13 protein-coding genes and 5 pseudogenes are annotated in these 23,195 nt (G+C 35.9%); 8 read left to right on the forward strand and 10 right to left on the reverse strand.

The features are described 5' to 3' along the window. Window positions 1-249: 249 nt before the first annotated feature. The 6 genes from PSA_RS20455 to PSA_RS20480 all read right to left on the reverse strand — a co-directional run bounded on the left by PSA_RS20455 (window position 250) and on the right by PSA_RS20480 (window position 8,594). Window positions 250-579: a hypothetical protein gene (locus PSA_RS20455; RefSeq protein WP_042143813.1), complete on the reverse strand. Its 330-nt coding sequence runs from the start codon at window positions 577-579 to the stop codon at window positions 250-252. A 111-nt stretch (window positions 580-690) separates the two neighbouring features. Continuing rightward, window positions 691-1,890: a serine hydrolase gene (locus tag PSA_RS20460; protein WP_059365033.1), complete on the reverse strand. Its 1,200-nt coding sequence runs from the start codon at window positions 1,888-1,890 to the stop codon at window positions 691-693. A 102-nt stretch (window positions 1,891-1,992) separates the two neighbouring features. Further along, window positions 1,993-3,012, reverse strand: a complete 1,020-nt coding sequence (locus PSA_RS20465) for a S9 family peptidase (RefSeq protein WP_042143810.1) — start codon at window positions 3,010-3,012, stop codon at window positions 1,993-1,995. A 17-nt stretch (window positions 3,013-3,029) separates the two neighbouring features. Then, entirely contained in the window at window positions 3,030-3,776 is a 747-nt protein-coding gene (locus PSA_RS20470; protein ID WP_042143808.1) for an FKBP-type peptidyl-prolyl cis-trans isomerase, read from the reverse strand. A gap of 78 nt (window positions 3,777-3,854) precedes the next feature. After that, on the reverse strand, window positions 3,855-6,479 hold the full coding sequence (locus PSA_RS20475) for a basic secretory protein-like protein (protein ID WP_042143806.1): 2,625 nt from the start codon (window positions 6,477-6,479) through the stop codon (window positions 3,855-3,857). An 840-nt stretch (window positions 6,480-7,319) separates the two neighbouring features. Then, entirely contained in the window at window positions 7,320-8,594 is a 1,275-nt protein-coding gene (locus PSA_RS20480; protein ID WP_042143803.1) for a sugar MFS transporter, read from the reverse strand. A 747-nt stretch (window positions 8,595-9,341) separates the two neighbouring features. Between PSA_RS20480 and PSA_RS20485 the strand changes: the two genes are divergently transcribed. From PSA_RS20485 to PSA_RS20495, 3 genes are all read left to right on the forward strand, one after another. Next, window positions 9,342-12,182, forward strand: a complete 2,841-nt coding sequence (locus PSA_RS20485) for a TonB-dependent receptor domain-containing protein (protein ID WP_082305845.1) — start codon at window positions 9,342-9,344, stop codon at window positions 12,180-12,182. Window positions 12,183-12,249: 67 nt separating this feature from the next. Then, window positions 12,250-14,304, forward strand: coding sequence for a basic secretory protein-like protein (locus PSA_RS20490; protein WP_042143801.1), 2,055 nt, complete (start codon window positions 12,250-12,252; stop codon window positions 14,302-14,304). Between the two features lie 112 nt (window positions 14,305-14,416). Next, window positions 14,417-15,880 carry a basic secretory protein-like protein gene (locus tag PSA_RS20495; RefSeq protein ID WP_042143799.1) on the forward strand — a complete coding sequence of 488 codons (1,464 nt, stop codon included), beginning with the start codon at window positions 14,417-14,419 and terminating at the stop codon, window positions 15,878-15,880. 318 nt (window positions 15,881-16,198) lie between these two features. Here PSA_RS20495 and PSA_RS20500 read toward each other — a convergent pair whose 3' ends face one another. Next, window positions 16,199-17,659, reverse strand: a complete 1,461-nt coding sequence (locus tag PSA_RS20500; protein WP_042143797.1) for a Gfo/Idh/MocA family protein — start codon at window positions 17,657-17,659, stop codon at window positions 16,199-16,201. Between the two features lie 371 nt (window positions 17,660-18,030). Here PSA_RS20500 and PSA_RS20505 point away from each other — a divergent pair. Beyond that, window positions 18,031-18,802, forward strand: a pseudogene (locus tag PSA_RS20505) (IS5 family transposase). A gap of 122 nt (window positions 18,803-18,924) precedes the next feature. Continuing rightward, window positions 18,925-19,323: pseudogene (locus PSA_RS20510) on the forward strand (transposase); the annotation flags it as partial. 266 nt (window positions 19,324-19,589) lie between these two features. Here PSA_RS20510 and PSA_RS26005 read toward each other — a convergent pair. The 3 genes and pseudogenes from PSA_RS26005 to PSA_RS27340 form a co-directional block, all read right to left on the reverse strand. After that, window positions 19,590-19,778 (reverse strand): annotated as a pseudogene (locus PSA_RS26005) (ISAs1 family transposase); the annotation flags it as partial. Window positions 19,779-19,810: 32 nt separating this feature from the next. Next, the gene (locus PSA_RS20520; RefSeq protein WP_197276861.1) at window positions 19,811-20,311 is read right to left on the reverse strand and encodes a transposase; all 501 of its coding nucleotides are present in this window, start codon (window positions 20,309-20,311) and stop codon (window positions 19,811-19,813) included. Then, window positions 20,308-20,382, reverse strand: a pseudogene (locus PSA_RS27340) (hypothetical protein); the annotation flags it as partial. The gene PSA_RS20520 and the pseudogene PSA_RS27340, both read right to left, overlap by 4 nt. 173 nt (window positions 20,383-20,555) lie before the next feature. Here PSA_RS27340 and PSA_RS27345 point away from each other — a divergent pair. The 3 genes and pseudogenes from PSA_RS27345 (at window position 20,556) to PSA_RS20530 (ending at window position 22,992) form a co-directional block, all read left to right on the forward strand. Beyond that, on the forward strand, window positions 20,556-20,714 hold the full coding sequence (locus PSA_RS27345; protein WP_371257875.1) for a 2-dehydro-3-deoxygalactonokinase: 159 nt from the start codon (window positions 20,556-20,558) through the stop codon (window positions 20,712-20,714). A 65-nt stretch (window positions 20,715-20,779) separates the two neighbouring features. Continuing rightward, window positions 20,780-21,132, forward strand: a pseudogene (locus PSA_RS27350) (2-dehydro-3-deoxygalactonokinase). A 297-nt stretch (window positions 21,133-21,429) separates the two neighbouring features. Then, window positions 21,430-22,992 (forward strand): sodium/sugar symporter, encoded by a 1,563-nt coding sequence (locus PSA_RS20530; protein WP_042143785.1) that lies wholly within the window; start codon window positions 21,430-21,432, stop codon window positions 22,990-22,992. Window positions 22,993-23,195: the final 203 nt, after the last annotated feature.

A 23,195-nucleotide genomic window follows, 5' to 3' on the forward strand; every position in this document is an offset into this window, starting at 1 on the left:
TTGGTTAAAATAAATGAAAGCTACAGAAAATAAAAAACATGATCATCACTATTTACTATAAATAAGTCATACGACTTTAGCTCGGGCTTGTTCAACACAAAGATGAGGTGTCGACCACGCGACACTTAACTTTATTTGTTATATTTCAGTTTACAACGAGCCTAAATAATTTTTTACCGCTTGTTTTTGCGTACAACTTTTTAAATATGGTAATTGTTTATCGATACAAAGTATGTGTTCCTCTCCCAACTACACGACAGGCTTAACATCTTTAAAAAGATAATATCCTTTTACCTTTTTTAGGTGAATCAAGGCGTATTGAAAAGATGTGAACTTAGCTAAACCAGAATAATTAGTAAAACCAATAAATTCAATTTTTTCAGTTTCGTTGGAAGTATTAAACCACTCAACAACGTTATACTTCAGCTCAAAAGCAACATCCATGCAAATACCACTTTCAACAAGGTTATTACAAGAATTTTTGCTTTCGACAACTGAATAAGGTGAACCTATAAAAATAATATCTTTAGCTTCTAGGGCAAAGCTAAAAATAAGTACTAAAAATGCGAATACTTTCACCGATCGTTCCTTGGAATATAACGCTTGCCTAACCGGCGCTAAATAGCAGATTAAAATTAGCGAAGAATGAGCGCAAGCCTGCTGTTTTTTCGTCCTTAGTTTAGGCACTTGTTATATGTCCCTACTAACGTTTAAAAAGGAGTCTAATACCTCAAAAGTAAAATGTTGAAATGCTTCTTCACATTTGTCGTTTACACCGCAATTCGCAAAGGCAGTAATACTGATATCTCCATCTGGGATGTAAATATTTTGCGTAAAATAGCCAAATTCAGTACCGCCATGATGGTAGAATTTCTTATCATTAACTTTTTCAACCCAGATACCAAGCCCATAATAGAAGTCAGAGCCCTGATAAAAACGTGGTCCCCAAGACTCAACTAAGTGCTTTTCACCAATCATTTCGGTTCTCAACCTTTCGCTGAAGTACTTGTTCTTGCGTACGATAGTCCTTAGAAGTTTCGCTATATCATTAACATCTGATGCTAAAGGTGCGTCAGACGTTGCAGTAGTCCCAATAATGTCTTTTGTATCAATCCACACATTAAGCGGGGTTGGAAAAAGATGATCTTCATCATTGATAAAAAAGCCCGAAGCCAGCTCTGGTTGATGTTTTTCAACCCCTTTAGAGTAGCTAGATGTCATTTCCAATGGTGCTAAAATTCTTTTTCTGATAGCCTTCGAAGGGTGTTCTTTTAAAACGCGCTCTAAAATGACTCCAGCAAGTACATAGCCTGTGTTCGAGTACGAATATCCTTCTCCTGGTTCAAAGTCTGCGGGTTGGTTCAACGCAAAGTGTAATGGAAAAATGTCAGTTGTAACTTTATTCCGTTGAGCATATTGCGCTTTAAAAAACGCATAATCACCCGCATCGTTATATTCAAAAATACCGCTCGTGTGATTTAACAATTGCCTTAACGTCATTCTATTCGAATATTGGATTTGGCTAAGTAATTCTTTATCAAGATATTTACTTATCGGTGCATCAAGATCAACGATCCCTTCCTCTGCCAACAAAGCAATCAGCAACGCAGTTAATTTTTTTCCAGCACTACCATTTGGCATCACAATATCTGTTGTCATTGGCTGCTTTTTTTCCAAGTCTTTAAAGCCTGCGCTACCTATAAACCTGCCGTGTTTTGATTCAACCAAAAGCACGGCACCGGGAATGTATTTAGATACAAGATTATTTAGCATTGGCTGGTATTTATTGTGGTAGTCGACGCCTTGATCCATTTGTTTATTTACAAAGACTAAATCAGGTATCAATATTGAAACGATAAGTACTAGCTTTAATAAAGACTTTTTATTCACAAGACTCATCCATGACGTAATTATATCTACTAGAACATAACATACTTTTCATTGATTTAGATACCCATAAAGCGTTTAATTAAGTTGCTTATATTGAAAGTTTTAAGTCTCACTTTTTAAATACTTATTAAACCAATAGTCAATTTCCGATCTTAACTTTAAAATTTGAGTATCAAATGTATGATTGGTTTGTTCAAATATAGCCATCCTATAAACCTGTGATTGCTTATTTAAAGCAGTCGCCATATTTAAACTGTCAGACACTAAAACTTGGTTATCTTGTGTACCATGAAGTAATAATATAGGAAGTTGTCTATTTAAATGTTGAATTTGTTTAAGTGGTGAAATTCGAATTAAAGCCGCTTTTTTATCCTGCTTGTAGTGCCTCACAGCATACGGAAAAACATGTTTATCTAGATGATTAAGTTGGTGAGATGTACTGTAATCTGTCGGAGCCGCCATCATAATTGCCGCATCATAGCTATCATTATGAAATGCCATATGATAAGCCGTAGTGCCCCCTCTGCCTAAGCCTAATATACCTACTTTATCTATATTTGCTTGCTTAATGTTTTTAGCTGCAACCATCGTTAAATTATAGGCGTCAGTAACATCGCCTAAGGTAAAATCAGCCCGTCCATCACTGTTACCATTTCCACGAAAATAAGATGCCATTACAACATACCCTTGTTCAGCTAAACGATACAATTCAATGATTTCGGAAAAGCTAATTTTTGCATTACGTAAATAACCATCGTGATTATAAATAATAATGGGTAAAAGTTTGGAAGTATTTCCTTTTGGGGTGAATATAAGTCCTGCAATATTTGTGGCGGCACTTCTGTATATAATTTCGGTTACTTGAACTGTATGATTAGCTTGATATTGCGTAAATTTATCAAAAGGAAGTAATTGATCTATTTGCTGTTTATTCATGCCCAAACTGTATTGATGTTGCGTAAACTGCTTATAGGTTTCAAATTCAAATAGATAAGGGGTTTGTGTAATTATTTCTCCGTCATCAAGTAAAGTGCCGGCTTGTCTGGGTACATAATGCTCACCAGGATGCGCCCAACTCAAAGTTGTAATAAACATAATAATGACATATAAACTATTTTTCATAATGAGTCTCTTAAAGGTTATGATGTTGCTGGCTGGATATTAAGAAGCTCAACTTGATAAATAACCACTTCATTTGGGCCTATATTTAAATTAACATCCCCAGTGATCCCATAAGCTAATTTGCTAGGGATGAAAAAAGTGTAATTAGCGCCTATAGACATCATTTGTAAACCTTGCTGAAAGCCCTTAAATAGCTTATTCACGGTAATATTAAGAGGTTTATTCTTGACGTCGCTTGAACTGATCGTACTGCCATCAATACGTGATGCATTAAAGCGTAGTGTGACTACATCTTTTAACTTTGGTTTCATACCTTTTGCTGTAGTATTGATTTGATATTGTAACCCAGAAGCTGTGAATTTTATTTTTGGATTAGTTCTGTTCTTTTGTAAAAAAGCTTGCCCTTCATCTAAGTTATCAAGCGCAATTTTTGCGTTATTTTTTAAATGATTAACTTGCATTAAATGATACATTTGTTGGCTTAATAACTTAACTTCGTTGTTGGGTAATTGGTTTTTTTCTAGTAAATAGTCACTAAAACCTTTAATAAAGTCTTGTTTATTTAGCTTTATGCCTAAATTAAGTTGGCGTTTGAATTGCGGTGCAATAAGTTTTGCGACATGTACACCCTGCGCATAAGACATTAAAGGATGTAATTGAGAGGGGAAAATGGTTGGTTCTGGGTTATCAGGTGGTGTTTGTGCATAAACAGAGGTGCTCAATAGCACTAAAATTAAACTGTTTGCAGACAAAAAAGAGAACATGTTAATTCCTTGTTTATATATGCAGGTATTCAACGTTTTATGACGGTTAAATACCTGCAAAGATTTTTTATTTCTGGGTTAAAGTGAGTTTTGGTATTGTGTCCACAATTCGCTAACAGACTGCGGGTTGAGTCCTTCATTAATAAAGATTTGATGCAATGCTTTTTCTAACGTCCAAGGAGCAATGGTGGTTGCCGTTTCGTTAAGTTTGCTACCAAATCGTTCTATATTGTATTGCTCACCAAGCCAAACATAGAAAAATGCTGAAGTTGTATAGCCACTAGTATGACTGCCGCCTTTGTTTGCAACTGCTTCAGGGTGAAAACCAAGCGTTAAGCGGTTATAGTCAGCTAATCCTTCAATGAATCCATAAAACTCAGTCCCGCCAGCATACCCGCCAGCTCCTACAGGTTCCCATTGATAGCCATGAGTTAATTCATGGTAAAGTACGCCTCTTAGTTCTGTTAAAATGGATGCAGTTTCGCCACCTAATTGTTGCGCTTTTTCAGCAATATATCGACTACTCAAGCTAATATTAATATTAGGCGTTTTACCACTTTTTCCTGAAATACCATCATAATCGTGTAATCGGTAAGTAATATTTTCAACGTTGTTAATTAATTGCGGTGTAACATCATCATAAATCAATCGAGCAAGTGTCTCAGAGTGTTGTTGAATAAATGCCACAGGATCTGGGATCATTTGTTTAAAAATGATTGAACCCGGATGAGTCGGATCATCATCAACAAAATTGATATTTGGGGCTACAAAATTACCAGAACCTACCGGCTGTTTTACTCGTATACTACCTGTTGTTATATCTTTCTCACCTTCAGCATTTGTTACTGTAAGCGATATAGCATAGTTACCTGCTTGATTGAATGTATAACTGGGTGAAGCTTTATTGCTATCTGCTTGTCCTTGAACTTGCCATAATACTTGAGCTGCATTTTTTGACCCTGTTGATGAAAACGTTACTGTTTGAGAGATTGCTACTGGGTTTTTAAATTGCATTTTAGCTGAAGGATATTGGCCGCCAGTACCATAGCCATGAATTTTAAGCTCTGCAATTTGTAATACATCATAGCCCCATTCATCAATACCATGATTGGTAAAATTAAATCTGTGATAACGATAAGGTGTTACATTAATAAAATTGAAATCTCTAGTTTCAGTGCGGCTAGTCCAATTTTGGTTGTCTCGGTTATCAATTATAGTGTAATTTATACCATCATTAGAGCCTTCTAAGGTCCAGTATTTAGGGTCCCTTGGAGGAGCGTCATTAGCGGATGTAATGCTGTAGCCTGTTACTATATAGTTTTGGTCGCCTTTATGCTCAATCCAAGATGATGCTGATTGCACGACATACTTTGTAGTTAAAACATCATCAGTAAGCTCATTTAGCCCTTCTCCACTGATTGATGAACCATATTGACTCAGTAGGACACCCGAGTCACTTGTAATATCAACATTATTATTTGGACGTTCGCTAACAACAACTAATTGTGGTTTTAATAATGTATCTGATTGATTTGCTAGTTGAACCGTTAAGCTTGCATCAAAGTAACCACTATTATGATAGCTCACTGTTGGGCTTTGAGCTGAACTTTGATTTGGCGTACCGCCTTCAAAATACCAACTGTAACTATCCATATTATCTGGCGCGTGATATTGAACTTGTTCACCGGTATGAATATTTGTTGGTTGCGCAGTAAAACTGGCTTCTAAATGTGGTGGCGTATTTGTGAATGTGCCTATAAGTGCAACTTCAGCCAGTTGCGTATAATTAGCACCGTGATTATCTGTTATATTCAAGCGATAAAAGCTAAATGACTCTGGTTGGTTAACTGTATATTGATTAACTTCATACCTATTATTAAATCCCTGATTCGATTGGCTATCTAAAGTGGTCCATTGTTGACCATCATTAGAACCTTGTAATAACCACGACTTTGGGTCTCTATCAGGTACGTCATTTGCACTAGTAAGCGTATAATGTGTGACATGAGCTTGCTTAGTAAACTGATAAGCAACCCAAGCTGTATTATTTTGTGCGAGCCATTTGGAATAAGAATTGCCATCAAATAGATTAGTCGCACCTTCACCCGCATGAATTTGCTCTGAAAAAGTGACTGTACCATTATCAATTTGAGTGAGTATCTCGCTATTATCTACTGGAGGTGGATCTGTTTGATATTCACCTGATAATGCAAATTCGGCTAGTTGAATAAGATTATCACCGCTGTTTTTCGTAATATCTAATCGATAATGTGAAAAACTATCCCTATTTGAAATCATATAAGTTTTTGTTTGATATCTTTGATCAAAAACCTGAGCTGTTTGACTGTCTATAACCTGCCAATTTAGGGCATCATTACTCCCTTGCAAGCGCCAATCTTGTGGATCGCGTGTCGGTGCATCGTTAGCTGACGTAACACTGTAACTACTTAAAATTGCATGCTGATCAAACTGATAGCTGACCCAAGCTGTATTGTCTAATGCAAGCCATTTACTATCGTTATTGTTATCAAATAGGTTCGTCGTTACCTCTGAACCACTCGTATTTTCACTAGATGATTGGAACGTTCCATTTTTATTGGTTAAAACTGTACTTGCAGCCAATAGTTGTAAAGGTATACCAGTGATGAATAAAGCAATTGTGGCAATTTTACATTTCTCTTTTAACTTGTTGTTAAATATCATTTTTATTCCTAATTTTAAAAGTTATTAACTTCCATTGTTAATGCTTTTATTTATTTTCTGATTATATCCTTAACACAGGCTATTAATATGGAAACGCAATTAGACTCTACTGCTTTTATAACTGCGTGCATGGTTAATTTTTCCACTCAATTCACCTAATTTAAATACTAATTTAACAAGTTGTCAACATTTTATTGGAACGTTCTAAATTTGTATTCGATAGTTTAGTGTTGTTATGTTATCTTTTAAGGAAGAGGATTACTGCGATAACATGCTTAGAATTGAAAACCCTCAAACACTCTGGGTAGGAACTTATACTTTCGTTCATTTAAGCGATAATTTCACGTTCAGTTAATCGGTTAAAACCACTTTGAAGAGACTTTATATGCTCATCAAAAAGGTGAAAAGTAATATGTTTAAATAGGACATAGCTTTACTTAATATATATTTTTCAACTCTAAAAACTTGATAATGACATACCGGACTAATTGTGAAAATTTAGCTTTGAAATCAGTAATGAAATGAATGCATTGGGAAATCTTAATCTGGCAAAATAATAAATATGATTCCCTCTGGCTAGGCTTTAAATAATCGTCTGTTGGACTATATTATGAGGGCTTATTAGGTTTAATTTTATGTATTTTTAGGTTGCTAATTTTATTTTTTATAGACTAACTTTCTATGAAATATTGTACATATTTAATGGCTCATATTTTTTCATAAATCGTGAGTTATAAGAGTGCAATGTTTAAACATAATCATTTACTGATTATACGTAGACATTGCACTAAACGAAGAATAAGCTCAAATTAAGATTTCGAGGCAATAAAGCCAAGTAAGTTATTGTGCAACTAACTTTTGTGGTGCGTCATTTCCCTCTGAATTTAAAACTGGTTTATATCCTTTTAAACCAAAATAAACAATATAAGCATAACATGCAATTACGGTATAAAAGCCATTCTTAATACCGTAATAGTCTGCACACAAGCCCACAACTAGCGGGATAAATGCACCGCCAACAATGGCGGTAACTAATAGGCTAGAAGCTTTAGCTGTATTTTTATCTATGTTTACTAAAGATAAGGTGAAAATGTTAGACCACATAATTGAATTACACAGACCTAGTAGAATAAAACACCACAAGGAAAGGCTTCCTTGGGTCATAATTGAAGCTAGCAATAATGCAATACCAGTTAAAGCATTTACCGTCAGCATATTATGAGATTTTAGCTGAGGAAACTTATTTAGTAAGAAAGCACCAATAAATCGACCCAACAGCTCACCGATTAATATATACGAGACCAAAGTGTTTGCACTTTGTAGAGTATAGCCTGGTAATCTAAGTGCCATAATATAGCTATTGCCGTAATGAACGACACTGACTTCAATACCTACTAAAATAAATATTGCGATTACGCCTTTTTTTAAATGCGGGTATTGGATTAATAATTGATAGAAGGATCTCAAAGTATGATCAGCAGTTTGCGTATCTTGATGACTAATTTTTGCTATTACTGGAAGTTGAGTGAATTTAAGACACAGTAAAGCAATTAATAAAATACTCGCCATAATGATATATGGCGTTTGAATTGTCGCTAGCTTTTCAGCTGGGCTAAAACCTGAAACATCTAATATAAACCATGCCCCAATGAGAGGTGCTAAGAACTTTCCTAATGAATTAAGTGCTTGGGATAGATTTAGTCGGCTTGAAGCATATTTATTTGGCCCTAATGCTGATACAAATGGATTAGCTGCAACTTGTAATAGGGTGATCCCAATGCCTAAGATAAATAAGGCGAATAAAAATAAAGGATAACTGACAACAATAGAGGCAAGTAAAAAAACTAAGCAGCCTATAAATAAAAGACCGATACCGAATAACAAACACACTTTATAACCATAACGTTCAATCACTTTTGCACTTGGAATTGACATCAATAAAAATGAAATAAAAAAAGCCCAGTCAACTAAGCCTGCTTCAAAAAAAGTTAAATCAAAAATTTCTTTAAAATAAGGCACTAGCGTACCATTTATAGTTGTGATTAAACCCCAAATAAAAAATAGACAAGTGAGTAACGAAAATGCGCCTCGATAGTGTGCGTTAGCTTGATCCATGGTTAGCCTTGTATCGGTTTTTAGTATTGTGGTATTAGCTTGCCTGTACCGAGCAATAATTTCAATTTATATTTGGAACGTTCCATATTTATTTTATGGGTTTTATATTTTTTACGCTTAAAAACAAATAATTAGTATGTTTTTAGAATCCGGGGAATTGATTGGTTTTTATACTGTAAAAGCTGGAATTATCCAATTTAACGATAGCGTCTCTGTTTCTATCTGGTTGTAGGAGTTATTTGCTCCGTGTTTTTGTAATTTCCAGTGAGTGAATAAACCATCTAAATTAAATCGTTATATTATATCAGCTATCAACTCACGTTGAATTAATAGTATAAGGTCGTTTTAAGGATTTAGTTTAATCGCTTTATGTTTTTGTTAGTCGTAATTAGCATAACCAATTATGCTATATCCCCTTAGTAACTGATAATTATACTCTAAACTTTAACTGACCTTTAGGGGATTTCAACGCAATGCAGTTCTTTGGTTTTGATTAGCGCTTATCTAGATACATATTTCATACCGAATTGATTAAAAATTTTTTATAGTGTCGATTAAATATTAACTAAAATTTTTATTTTCATGTTGACTTAATGTTAATAATAAAGCTTAATTGGAACGTTCCATTAAAAGTTAACTAACATATCACATAATCCACAGCAGACTAGATTTACTGTTTGGATGAATTTGAGGTTTTTTTATTTAACAATTTATTGGAACGTTCCAGTTATTAATTAGGGAATTTCAATGAGCTATCAAAAAAATAAAAAGTACTTGCTTTCAAAAGTCGCTGTTGCTGTGACGTGTATGTGCTCTTCAATCACGCACTTTAATATCAGTGCCGATGAGCAAATCAGAAATAATGAAGAAATTGAACGTGTTGAGATCACGGGCTCTAGAATTAAGAGAACTGATCTTGAAGGTGTGATTAATGTTACAACCATCACATCTGACGATATGATCAAAAATGGTTTTAACAACGTTTATGATGCTTTATCAAATTTAACAGCTGCCGGTGGTGCTGTACTGGGTGAGATAAATACAGGCTCTTATACCCCAGGTGCTAAAGAGCTAAATCTTCGAGGTTTGGGGCCAGAGTACACCTTGATTTTAGTAAACGGCAAACGACTTGCCTATTATCCTATGCCTTTTGGTGGTCAAACTAACTTTGTAAATTTAGATATGATCCCAACAGCTATGGTACAACGCATCGATATACAAACAGGCGGCGCATCGGCTATTTACGGTTCCGAAGCTATGGGCGGCGTGATTAATATTGTCACTAAGAAAGGGATCGAAGGACATTATGTTGAACTTCAAGGTGGCACGGATACCTATGGTACTAATAATTCAAAAGCATTGAGTTTTGTAGGTGGTTTTAGTGATAACGATTGGAGTGTTGATTATGCCGCAGAGTATAAAACAAATGACGGGTTAGTCTCGGGTGATAGACCTTATCATGACAGTGATTGGGATAACCCTTCTTCTGATGCAAGAATTGAGCTAAACCGCTCAATTACTGTGCGTTCAGATGACACTTTAACGGTAAATAACTACGCAAAAGAATATTGTAATACTAGCGAAAATCCACATTCTATGGCAGTCCAGCACTATGTAGATCGTGGCACCACAACAATTGGTGCCAGTTGTGGGTGGGACGAAAATGTCTCAAATCAAATGATTAATAAAAATGAATCAGCCAGTGTTTATGTTAATGGTAATTATCAGTTAACCGATGAAATAAATTTATTTGCTAATGCGTTTTACATTCAACAGCAAAAGCAAGGTACCCGCGGATCATTATTTTATATGGGCGATAAATTTTGGGACCCAGACTTACCTAATAAAGACGGCGGTTATGGTGGCGCTGTAAAACAAATGTGGCGCAAAGTGATGGATTCTGAGTATACAGATGATGGTTATGGGCGTACATTCGATGATTCTTCGTATTCTTTAAACTTTGGTTTAGAAGGTGAGATAGCGGATTATGATTATTCGATAGGGTTTTCCCGTTCTGTGTATGACTTTAATGACCAATATTTACATGCAACTAATACAGGATTTGCTAGTATTTTAGGACCACAGCTAGGTACTCATAATGATTTACCTGTATATAGACCAGATTATAAGACATGGTATGGTGGTCTAAATAAGGAAAAAGCATTTGAAATTGCTGATTGGGTTGTTTATGAAGGTAAGTCTTATAACAACACATTCACAGCAGATATAACGGGTGATTTATTTGATTTACCAGCAGGGCCAGTTGCATTTTCTGCTTATATAGAATTAATGGATGAGGGGAGTAAAGCTGTACCTGACGAACGAGTCCTTAATAAAGAGTTTTCAGGTTTAACTGGAGTGATCACTGATGGTAGCCGAAATCGCTATGCTGCTGCTGCTGAGTTTTTAATTCCTGTACTTGATAATTTAGATGTTGAAGCTGCGGTGCGCTATGACTATTACGATGATAAATCAGATGTCGGTGGAGCTGCATCATCTCAAGTTGGTTTTACTTATCGACCAGCAGAAAATTTAGTAATTCGAAGTGCTTTCGGTACCACTTTCCGAGGGCCGGATATGGCAGCTTTATATAAAGGGTTTAGTGGTAATTTTGGTAGTGGGAACGATCGTACTATTGCTGATGCATGTTTAACTTTAGCGAATGAAAGCGCTGTGGCTGGTTATGATACTCAAGCACTGACGCAAACCTGTGTTGACGCAGATATCACTGCAGATCCAACAAAGCCAAGCATACAAGTTGATTTTGAAAGTGTATCTAAAGGTGATTTAAGTTTAAAAGAAGAAACAGGTACGACATTTACAACAGGGTTAGTATATGAACTAAATGAGTATTTTTCATTTAATGTTGATTACTACAATATAGTGATAAAAGATAAAATTCAGTTGCTAGGCGCTGGATATATCATGCAACTCGATTACGAATGTCAAACAGGTGTGCATGATGAAAACTCAGCAATGTGTAGCAACATGGCTTCCCGTATTCAACGCTATGATGAAACAGGTGTTGGTATTGATAGGTTAGGCAATACGATTACAGGTGAAGCTTATGTACCACACACAATTACTGAAGGATATATCAATGCTGCAGAGAGACGTGATTCAGGTGTTGATTTAGGTTTTAAAGGTTTAGCTGCAACCCAATATGGCGACTTTGATTATAAATTTAATCTGACTCGTACATTAGGTAAAAAAGAAAAGCTCAGAGCAGAAGATGAGTTAGTTGATTTAATTTCAGATCAAAATAACTTTGATTTTAGAACTATGGCAAATGCATCTGTGACTTGGCAAAAAGACGGCACTGCGGTTTCATTACTTGCTAGCTATAAAGGTAAGTTATGGAATAACGCAAATTATTCAGAGCGCAAAAAGTTACCTGCTTGGATCAGATATAACCTGACATTAGGACAACAAATCACAGATGAAAGTCGCGTTGTTTTAACGATAACTAACTTATTTAATGCTATGCCACCACAAGATGAAACCTTCTCTAGCTATCCATTCTATCGTATGGGTGCTTACGACACGTTAGGTCGTCAATTTAATTTAAGGTATACGTACTCATTTTAGGCAGTCGTTCGCTATTGCTCAAAATGAGTAATAGCGTCCATTTAGAATTGATTTAAAGGTAAATAGCATGAATAAATTTAAATTATCTGCAGTGGCGTTATGTTTGAGCACTGCATTAATTGGATGTAATAATGATGGTTCAGGTTTTGTTTCAAATGAAGAGGTTATTTCAAATGTAGCAACATCTGGTGGTGATAACGCATTTCGTGGTGTTGTAGGTGATACTGGGACTGATATTGTAGCAATTGATGCAGTGGACGTACCGAGTGGTGAGCAAGTGATTAACTTAATAGATGGTTCGTCTGCGACTAAGTTTCTTACTTTCTCAGATGCAGTTCAAGTGATTGTGACAACACCTAAAGCTTATAAAATCACTGGTTATAAATTAACTTCAGCCAATGATGCACCTGAGCGAGATCCAACAGATTGGACACTTGAAGGTTCAAATGATGGAGTAACTTGGCAAGCCATTGATGAACGTACAAGTGAAAACTTTTCAAATTTCTTTGTTACAAATGAATATCAAGTTGATGAAGATATTGCAGCATATAGTCAGTTTAGATTTAATCTTTCACACGCCCCAGGTGTTGGAATATTACAGTTTTCAGAGCTTGAATTAGTTGTTAAAGCAGAAGCGCCACTAACAGAATTTTCAAGCACAGTAATGACGCCAACAGTGAATGAAATAGTCATATTTCATGATGACTCACTTGTTAATCCAACAAGTTGGCAGTGGACGTTTGAAGGTGGAACTCCAGCGACAAGTACAGAGCAAAACCCATTAGTGAGGTTTGATTCTCTGGGAGCAAAATCAGTAACGCTTATTGCAACTAATGATAAAGGCAGTACAGAGCTCGTTAAACAAGACATGATCAGAGTATGGGATCCTGAAAACCCTTGGGCTGGATTTCCAAAACCACAGGTTAGTTTTGTTAAAAAATTGCCTGAGCATGAAGGACAAGCTGCACTTGAGCGTGTTATGCCTGATTTAGAAGCCGTAATACATGAAATTTCTTTAGGTGTTGCAAAAGTACTGTTTAACAATGTGACCGAAATTAACATTTTTGAAACGCTCAAGTTTGAAACGGGTGAATATGATTTCCCTGCTGCAAAGAGTGGTACCGATAAAGACATGATTTTAATGTTTGATTTAAACCACTTAGCAAATATTGCACAGCAAGGCGATGATGCCCTGCGTGATGAAGTGCTTGGAGTGTTATGGCATGAGCTGACTCATGGCTACAATAACACACCTAATTCTGGTAGTTATCAAGCTGGTGATGAGTTCCATACTTATTTAGAAGCCTTAGGGAATTACTCAAGAATTCAAGCTGGTTTTCATGAACACAGAAGAGCAGGTATCAAGTGGGTAGATAGCTGGAATGATGATGCTTATGAGCAAACTTCATTTTTCCTAGAATGGGTTCAAAATGGTAACTTAGGTATTGATTTTATTAAAGAGTTTAATAAACAGGCTAAATTGCTACCAACTTGGAGTTTTGATGGCGCATTTAAAGCTATTTTTGGCGAAGATTATGGCATTGAGCAAGCTTGGGCTGCCTACCAGCAACATTTAACCTCTGATTTAGGTATTTCGCCGCCTTACCCGACACCTGTTGCAGGTTATAGTAATATCGCAATGAATGCCGTTGTTACGTTTGATGGTGTAGACTTAGCGCCTTTTGGCATTGGTCAGTATACCAATATTAGTGATAATAATATTAATACGCCTTTGATTTGTGTATTGAGTCAACCTGCATGGTGGCCTGAGCAATTACCTGCTGTTGAAACGAAAGCAGACGCGTCAGTAACATTTGATTTTGAACAACCGACACATATCGCTAAATACAGCATTACAGTCGGAACTGATCATTTGAAATGGAATCCTTCGGGCTGGTATTTGCTGGCTTCAAATGATAATGAAACTTGGGCAGAACTCGATAGTAATGCTTATCCAGAGGAAAATGATAAATTAGATACTTTTGTCTTTGATATTAATAATGAAAGTGACTATCGTTTCTATCGTTTCGTATTCGCTAATAAACGAACTGGTGAAGGAATTGGCGGTGGTAATGGTGTGTTATTACAAATCGGTGAAGTTGCTTTATTAGCCGAAGATTAATTGTTCCCCCCAGGAAAATACTTGAGCTAAAACCTTACTGTTTTAGTGAGCAAAGTATAAGCCCAGTACAAGGTGTGTTGGATTACACCTTGTACTTTTTTTAGAGATAATCATGAATAAACAAATATTATTAAGTGCTATTTTACCACTTATATTTTTAGGGTGTGGGCAGTTGAATCGAGATGAAACGCCGACTGTGTTAAAAAAACTTCCCCTTGATAAAGGAGATTATAGTTCACAATTCCCTGACGAGATCCCAGGTGAAGGTTTGGCTCAGTTATTTGACCATTCACTAAAATCAAAATACCTCTCAAAGCAGCCACATGCATGGGTGCAATATCAAAGTAATCAGCCACAAGTTGTTAAACAATATCAGCTAACTTCTGCTACAGATGCCCCTATGCGCGATCCCCATGAATGGGTGTTAATGGCTTCTAATGATGAAAAAAGTTGGCAGGTACTGGATAAGATTGATGGCCATATATTTAGCAAAAGAAGCCAAACGTCAACTTTTGATATTGATAATGATAAAGGATTTAAATACTTCAGACTTGATATGCAGCAGCGAGGTAAAACTGTACATGGTGACCACTATTTACAATTAGCTGATTTTTCGCTTAATGCTCTAACAAAACTGCCAATTGCCAAAGTTAAGTTTGATAGAACTAAAGTGAGTGTAGGTGAGTCAATATCGATCAAGAGTATCAGTGAAAATACACCGACAAAACACCTTTGGACAGTTGAAGGTGCTGATATTAAATTTAGTGGTGAAAATGTGTTAGTCACCTTTAATCAACCAGGAAGTTATGATGTAAAACTCGTCACTGAAAATCAACATGGCACAGATACATTAATTAAAAAAAACGTGATTAAAGTCTTAGACAAAAAATCACCTTGGAATGGATTTAAACCCCCTAAAGTAGTCTTGACATATGAAGATACGCAATCAGAGGGTTATAAAAGGTTAATTAAGTTATTTCCTCATTTTGACCAACAAATTAATCAAGTGACACAGCAATTAGTGAAACGACTTTATAAAGACTTCACACAGATCCCTGAGTTTGAACAAGTTGAATTTCAGTTAAAATGGATGGATACCCTAGCGTACCGCTCAGGTGATGAAACTAACATGGTGATTGCTTTTAGCTCAAAGTATATTACCGAAAAACTAAAAAATGCTGATGATGACACTGTAAAGTATGAACTATTAGGTGTGTTATGGCATGAGTTAACTCATGGTTATCAGCTATTCCCGAAAAATAGAGAATATGGTGCTGATGAAGATGTACACGCATTTATCGAAGGCGTTGCTGACTTGATTAGAATTGACGCCGGTTTTCATAAAACCAGAGAGCCTAAGCAATCAGATTCTTGGCTAGGTGGTTATACCAATACAGGTTTTTTCCTACACTGGATAAAAGAAAATAAAAACAATGATTTTGCTTATAAATTTAATCAGTCAGCAAATAGTTTGAACAATTGGAGCTTTGAAAAAGCAGTAGAATCAATTACAGGAGAATCAATAGAGAGTTTATGGCGTGAATATCAGCAATCATTAGTAACTGGTACGTCGTAACATAAATAAATTGGGTTTGAAATATAGCAATTGACTGCTTTATCAATTGCTATATTAAAGCTCATTAAGTATCCAATTTTTAGCATCCCATAGCACAAAAGTAATCACTCAAAAATTTTAAATATGTTACTAAATTTTTTAATTAAAAAAGCCACAAGTTAATTTTGTGGCTTTGGCTACATAAATCTTTTTAAAGGCTCTGTTCTATCACGCTATTAATAAAATTACTCTTTTACTTTAAACTCTTTATTAAAAGGCTGTGAACTAATAACCTGGAACAGAGCCTGTGTAAAATAGAACAAAATTACATTTTTCAATTTAAGAAACAATACCTAAAGGTTTACCTGTTTTCCAAGCACCACGGCTAAAGTCTGGAATATTTTTTGAGTTACTGCGATCTTCAACAGATGCTACGCTTTGAGGGAAAATTGCTGACCATGCGGCTGCGTCGTATACGTCTTGATCAAGTGGCTCACCATTACGTAAACAGTACACCATACGCCATAACATTAAGAAGTCCATACCGCCATGTCCGCCATTACGTTTTGCTTCTTCACCCATACGAACATACATAGGATGATCAAATTGTGCGCGCCATTTTTCCATATCACGATCCCAACCATGGAAACTTGGTTTTCTCGGTTTACGGCCTTTACTGCCATCTTTTTCCCATTGTGCTAATGTCTTGGTGTATTCATTTTCATAAATTGCTTTAATGGCTGGCGGTGGTGTTTCAACTGCAATACGGTTAGGGAAACCTGCAAAAGTACCATTTGTACCTTGTATTAAGTTGTGACGAGAATAAGGGCGAGGGCTTGTCGTATCATGTTGCACAACTATGCTGCGACCTTTTACTGTTTTGATGATACTGGTATTCATATCACCTGCAATATAATCAAGTTGATTTCTTTCGTGATCTGCTGGGAATTCACGCTTAGCATAAGCAGCACGACCAAGTGCTGGAGAGCTTACAGAAGTCACATAATCAAAACGATCACCACGGTTAATATTCATATATTGAGATACTGGACCTAAACCATGAGTTGGGTATAGGTTACCGTTTTTTTTGGTATGCCAATGCGTACGCCATGAACCTGTACTTTCGTCTATTTCTTTCATTTGCCAGCGAAGTTCGTGAATATATGCGGCTTCACCATGTAATAAATCACCAAATAAGCCCTGACGAACCATGTTTAAAACCATTAGCTCATCACGGCCATAGTTCACATTCTCCATCATCATACAGTTTTTTTGCGTTCTTTCTGCTGTATCAACTAACTGCCAACATTCTTCTATTGTTGTTGCTGCTGGTACTTCTACAAACGCGTGTTTACCGCTTTCCATGGTTTTAACTGACATAGGTGTATGCCATTTCCAAGGCGTAGATATAATAACAATATCTATATCTTGGCGAGCTAACATTTCACGATAAGCGTGATCTGAACCTGTGTATCGAGCAGGTTTAGGTAGGCCTTTTTTAACAACTAGATCAATTGATTTGTCTAACATTTCTTCATGTGTATCACAAATTGCTTTGATCTCAACACCGTCAATATTGGTGTAATGTTTTACATGACCGCTACCACGTTGACCAACACCAATAAAGCCAATACGAACCACATCCATTTTTGGCACAACTAGGCCCATAACAGATTTGCCTTTTGCTTTTGGTGTTAAAACTGAACTTGTATTATTAGTAGTTGAACAACCTGCTACTGCACCAGCTGCAGATAAAGCGGCAACCGATTTTAAAAATCCGCGACGGTCAATTGTACTCATAAAATTACCTACCTAAGTTGAATTTGGAGTTTGTTTTTATTTTATGGGAGGTATTTATAACTGATTAAAAATTTAAATACAAAATTTCATTTCATTTCATTTGTGAAAGTATTTGAATAAATGCTTTAAAACCACGTCCAATTGTTTTTTATCGTGTTTCGTTATATTTCGAATAAGTTTTGAAATTTTATGTGGTGCTTCAAAGTTTTACGTGGTGAGGTTTTGAAAGTTACTATTGTTATTTAAAATAACAGGTAATCATTATTATTTTGTAACTATTCACTAGGGCTGTTGATCTTTGTTTGAATTTTGAGCGTAAGTAACAATCTCGTATAATTCTCTTCATCAACACCAAACTAAACGAGATTGTCATGCGCCGATTAATGCTCACTGATGAACTGTGGTCGAAACTAAAAACTATATTGCTTGAAGATAGAGTTTATAACAAGCTTGAACATCGAAAAACGCTAGAAGGAATACTTTATCGCTTACGTGTTGGTTGTCCGTGGCGAGATTTGCCTGAATATTTTGGGTTGTAAAATACCATTTATCGCCGTTTTCTTCTTTGGTCAAGAAAAGGCATATTAATGAGACTGTTCAGTAGGTTAGCACAAGATAGTGATACAGAGTGGGAATTTATTGATGGTAGCTATATTAAAGCACACCAACACATTACAGGTGCTGCATCTGAACGCGAGCAAGCGATAGCATTAAGTCGTGGTGGTAATACCAGTAAAATTCATTTAGTTGTTTGTTGATAGTTATGGCTTAGCGATTGAATTTATTATTACAGGTGGTGATGTTCATGATAGTAAAGTAGCAAATGAGTTGATTGAATTATTGCCTCAGGGTGATTTTGTTATCGCAGATAAAGGTTATGATAGTGAAGCTATTAGAAATAAAGTACGAGAGAGAAATTCAAGCCCTGTCATCCCCATAAAGCAAAACTCAAAAACGGGTAATGGTGATATAGATTGGTGCTTATATAGATATAGGCACTTAGTTGAAAATGCATTTGCAAGACTGAAGCACTTGCGTGCTATAGCGACAAGATATGATAAATTGAAGTTACAGTTTGAAAGTATGCTAGCACTCGCGTGTGCAATGATTTGGCTGCCAATGTTAAAGATCAACAGCCCCTAGGTAAAAAGCAAAAATATTCATGTAGAGGGGTTTTATTTAGAGGAAAGAAACAAGTACAAAAAAGTAGTAAAAAACCAAAGCCCCCAAACTGAAATGATTATAAAAAACATAAAAAGTCATCAAAAGAGCTTTGGTTGTTAGTTTCTAACTTACCAAAAGAAATGTTTAAGGCCCAGGATTTAGTTAATATTTACAAACGAAGAATGACCATAGAAGAAGCATTTAAAAATACAAAAAATGAGTATTATGGTCTAGGTCTAAAGCGTAGTAGAAGTAATAACATTGAGCGATTACAGACTCTATTATTGATAGCTTTAATTGCTCAGTATACGCTGTATGTTATTGGCAAAACTGCAGAATTATTAAAATGTCACTACCACTTCCAAGCAAATACAATAAAGAAAAGGCGAGTATTATCTTACTGTTATTTAGGAAAAAGAATTCTGAAGCATCAAATTTATCATATTCCAGAATGTATCATTAAAAAGGCTCAAAGAAGCCTCATAAATGAGGCTAAATAAAATGGAAAAGATATGGGGAGCCTTAAAGCTCACGGCTAGTGTATTTTAACCCCAGATTCTAGCAGGGTTGGGTAGTGTTCATCGTCTAGCCCTGCCATTTTCTTTTTTCTAGCCATACTTGCTGTTTTTGTTTCATCTTTCTTAAATAACGCTAACGCTAACGCTAACGCTAACGCTAACGCTAACGCTAACGCTAACGCTAACGCTAACGCTAACGCTAACGCTAACGCTAACGCTAACGCTAACGCTAACGCTAACGCTAACGCTAACTTTCGCATAATATTAAAAACTAATGGCCCTTGTTTTTTTCTTATCCTTGATTCATCTTCTCTAAAAGTCATATCTAACATCCAGTGCATACTTTCAACTTGCCAATGACTTCGCACCGCGTGCAAGGCTTGTTCTGCGTTTAAATCTAAAGAACTTATGTACCAACGTGTTTCCTCTGTATCCTTATAGCCGGTTCAATATAAATTGGCATGATCCATTAGCGTCGTAAATAAGTCATCAAGACTACAGCGTTTAGCTCTTCTATAGCTTTAACTTGTGCCCACTTCTTTTCTATTGGATTCAAGTCAGGACTGTATGGCGGTAAAAATTCCAATGTGCATCCATGCTCATCAATAGCATCCAACATATCCTCTTTTTTATTAAACGAAGCATTGTCCATGACAATCACTGCATCATTAGATATTTTAGGGAGTAAATCTTGGGTTAGCCATGCGTAGGATACGTCTGAGTTGATGTCGCAAGAAAAAACAATCAGCGTGACAAATGTAGCACCGATAACATTTACTCGACCTCTAGCATGCCAGTCATGGTTGCCATAGCAGCGGGAACCCACTTTTGCATACCCATAAAGGCGTGGCATACACTGAGCAAAGCCTCTTTCATCCAAATAAACGATTTCTTTACCTGCTTTTTCATAAGCGGATATTTTTTCCCTAAAACATACGCGAGCTTCATCATTCGCTTTGGGGTGGCTCAACGCTTTTTTTTATAGGTAATCTTGAGTCGTTTTAGACCGTAATGAATGGCAGGTTGCCCAACATTTAGCCGTTTGACTCGCTCCCACTGGTGTTTTCAAATGTGAGGTTATAACTTTCTTTGTAAGCCAATACGTGTTGGCGAAAATCGATACTATAAGTCAGCAAAGTATTATGTCATATTATTTTGATTTAGCTATAGGACTCTTTTAAATTCGGTCGCTTGCGGCCGATTCTTTTATTTGTATTGAACCTTGGTTAAATCTATATGGCAAATTACTAATATTTTTGTGTGGTCAAATTGGCTCAAGTATAGGCTGGTTTGAAGCGCTGTATCTAGCATGCCCTTTAAATCCTCATAAAATAAAAAATGACTTTTTATCTTTTTGTGTACGTGGCTATTAAGTATCTATAGTTGCTGTTTAGGTAAAGAAGATTTTGATGTAATGCGAGGTGAAGAGTTGTAAATATTGGGTTGGCTAGAATTAAATCCCAAACATCAGACTGGGCGTTATTTATTATGTTTGCCTGGAATACATACAAAATGGGTTTTATTGGTTGATGGAGAAATTCAACTTTTTAAAACTGCAATAACAGGTGAATTATTTGACTTATTAAGCACGCAAAGCATTTTAATCAAGAAGCTTTTTTAAGCGGTGCAATCAAAACAATAAATAATGAGCAGGGCGCATTTTCTCACTCTTTATTTAGTGTTCGCAGTAAGCATTTATTTTCCCAGTTAAGTGAGCATGCGGCATACTCTTATTTATCTGGCTTTTTAATCGGTTGTGATATTAGGGCTGCAATGAATGCTTCGCAATAGAATATGGAAAGTTTTGAAAGTATAGAGATTATTGGCGCGCCACATTTAAGCGATTGCTTTTCCAAGCTTTTATCTATAAAAAACATAAAGTCGACTGTACATAATGTAGAAAAAATTACCTCATTAGGCTTTAGTGGCTTAGGTTAATGTAGATTGTATAAAATATTGGTTTTATTTTAATTAATAAGATAATAATATATATCATACAAAAATCTATTGAGATGGATGACGCGTTTTAAAATTTATTAAATCGTTATTCAGTTCAAGCACTATAACTAAAACAATATGAGGTAAGTTATGACTTTATCGACACTAGACATATCAGTCTTTGTGTTTTACGTCATTGCCTTAATCGGCATTGCATATTACGTATCACGAGAAAAAGCAGGGCATGAAAAAAATGCTAATGATTATTTTTTAGCTGGAAATAGCTTACCTTGGTGGGCGATAGGTGCATCTTTGATCGCAGCTAATATTTCTGCTGAACAAATAATCGGTATGTCGGGTTCAGGTTATAAAATAGGATTGGCAATCGCATCTTATGAATGGATGGCTGCAATAACCTTGATGATCGTTGGTAAATATTTTTTGCCGATTTTTTTAGAACGAAAAATTTATACTATGCCGCAATTTTTGGAGCAAAGGTTTGATAGTCGCGTACGCACTATCATGGCGATTTTTTGGCTGGGAGTGTATGTGTTTGTAAATTTAACCGCAATATTGTGGTTAGGCGCGCTTGCACTTAATACCATCACAGGTATCGATATGATGTATGGCATGATATTTTTAGCTTTTTTTTCAATTGCTTACTCTTTATATGGCGGCTTAAAAGCGGTTGCATTCACTGATATTATTCAAGTGGTATTATTGGTGTTTGGCGGCTTGTTTTTATCTTATATGGCACTTGATTTAATAGGTCAAGGTCAAGGGCTTATCCAAGGTTTTAACGTATTAATGGATAAAGCACCTGAAAAGTTTGATATGATTTTATCGCCCCAAAGTGAGCATTATGCTGATTTGCCAGGTATTTCAGTATTGGTAGGTGGTATGTGGATCATGAACTTATCTTACTGGGGTTTTAATCAATATATTATTCAACGTACTTTAGCGGCGAAAGATTTGCGTGAAGGTCAAAAAGGTATTTCGTTTGCTGCATTCTTAAAGTTATTAATGCCAATTATAGTTGTATTACCAGGTATTGCTGCTGTGTTATTGCTACCAGATTTAGGCAAGCCAGATCAGGCTTATCCTGAACTAATGAATTTAATGCCATCAGGACTAAAAGGTTTAGTATTTGCTGCATTAATCGCTGCAATTGTCTCATCTTTAGCATCCATGACAAATAGTATCGCGACTATTTTTACTATGGATTTATACAAAAATGATAAGAATCCACGTAGTGAAGTCCATTATGTAAAAGTGGGCCGAATCGTAAGCTTTACAGCTTTAATCGTAGCGATGTTAGTTGCAAAACCGCTATTAGGTCAGTTTGATCAAGCATTCCAGTATATACAAGAATTTACAGGTTTCTTCACACCTGGTATCGTCGTTTTATTTATTTTAGGCATGTTTTGGAAGAAAACAACGGCAAATGGCGGGCTTGCTGCTGCGTTAGGCTCTGCTGTTTTATCATTTGCTTTAAAGATGTTGTGGCCTGAATTACCATTTATGGATCGAGTCGGTTTAGTGTTTATTTTATGTATGTTACTTGCCGTTGTGGTGTCTTTAGTCGAAAACAAAGGCAATCATGAAAATGCTGTGGATTTAAAAGGTATTAGCTTTGGTACTTCAAAGAGTTTTAGCATTTCAACAGCTGCGGTGTGTTTAATATTGGTAGGTTTTTATACCACTTGGTGGTGATACCCATTCCAATAAATAAATGATTTTTATAAGCCTGTAATCATTGCAATTTATGGTAGTTATTAACCGATAGTTGTAAGTGTTTACAGGCTTTTTTATTGAGATTTAAATTAATAGCCATTCTTACTGAGTGATCAGGTAATTAATGTAAATGGTATAAACGTCACTTTAATAACTATATTATCAACTTAAAATGTTTCGAG

The sequence above is a fragment of the Pseudoalteromonas sp. '520P1 No. 423' genome (genome assembly GCF_001269985.1).
In the GTDB taxonomy this organism is placed as follows: Bacteria; Pseudomonadota; Gammaproteobacteria; order Enterobacterales; family Alteromonadaceae; genus Pseudoalteromonas.

Coding starts and splice junctions, on each gene's coding strand:
- PSA_RS20465 (WP_042143810.1), bottom strand. CDS start 3,012: ATGAAAAATAGTTTATATGTCATTATTATGTTTATTACAACTTTGAGT.
- PSA_RS20470 (WP_042143808.1), bottom strand. CDS start 3,776: ATGTTCTCTTTTTTGTCTGCAAACAGTTTAATTTTAGTGCTATTGAGC.
- PSA_RS20475 (WP_042143806.1), bottom strand. CDS start 6,479: ATGATATTTAACAACAAGTTAAAAGAGAAATGTAAAATTGCCACAATT.
- PSA_RS20480 (WP_042143803.1), bottom strand. CDS start 8,594: ATGGATCAAGCTAACGCACACTATCGAGGCGCATTTTCGTTACTCACT.
- PSA_RS20485 (WP_082305845.1), top strand. CDS start 9,342: ATGAGCTATCAAAAAAATAAAAAGTACTTGCTTTCAAAAGTCGCTGTT.
- PSA_RS20490 (WP_042143801.1), top strand. CDS start 12,250: ATGAATAAATTTAAATTATCTGCAGTGGCGTTATGTTTGAGCACTGCA.
- PSA_RS20495 (WP_042143799.1), top strand. CDS start 14,417: ATGAATAAACAAATATTATTAAGTGCTATTTTACCACTTATATTTTTA.
- PSA_RS20500 (WP_042143797.1), bottom strand. CDS start 17,659: ATGAGTACAATTGACCGTCGCGGATTTTTAAAATCGGTTGCCGCTTTA.
- PSA_RS20530 (WP_042143785.1), top strand. CDS start 21,430: ATGACTTTATCGACACTAGACATATCAGTCTTTGTGTTTTACGTCATT.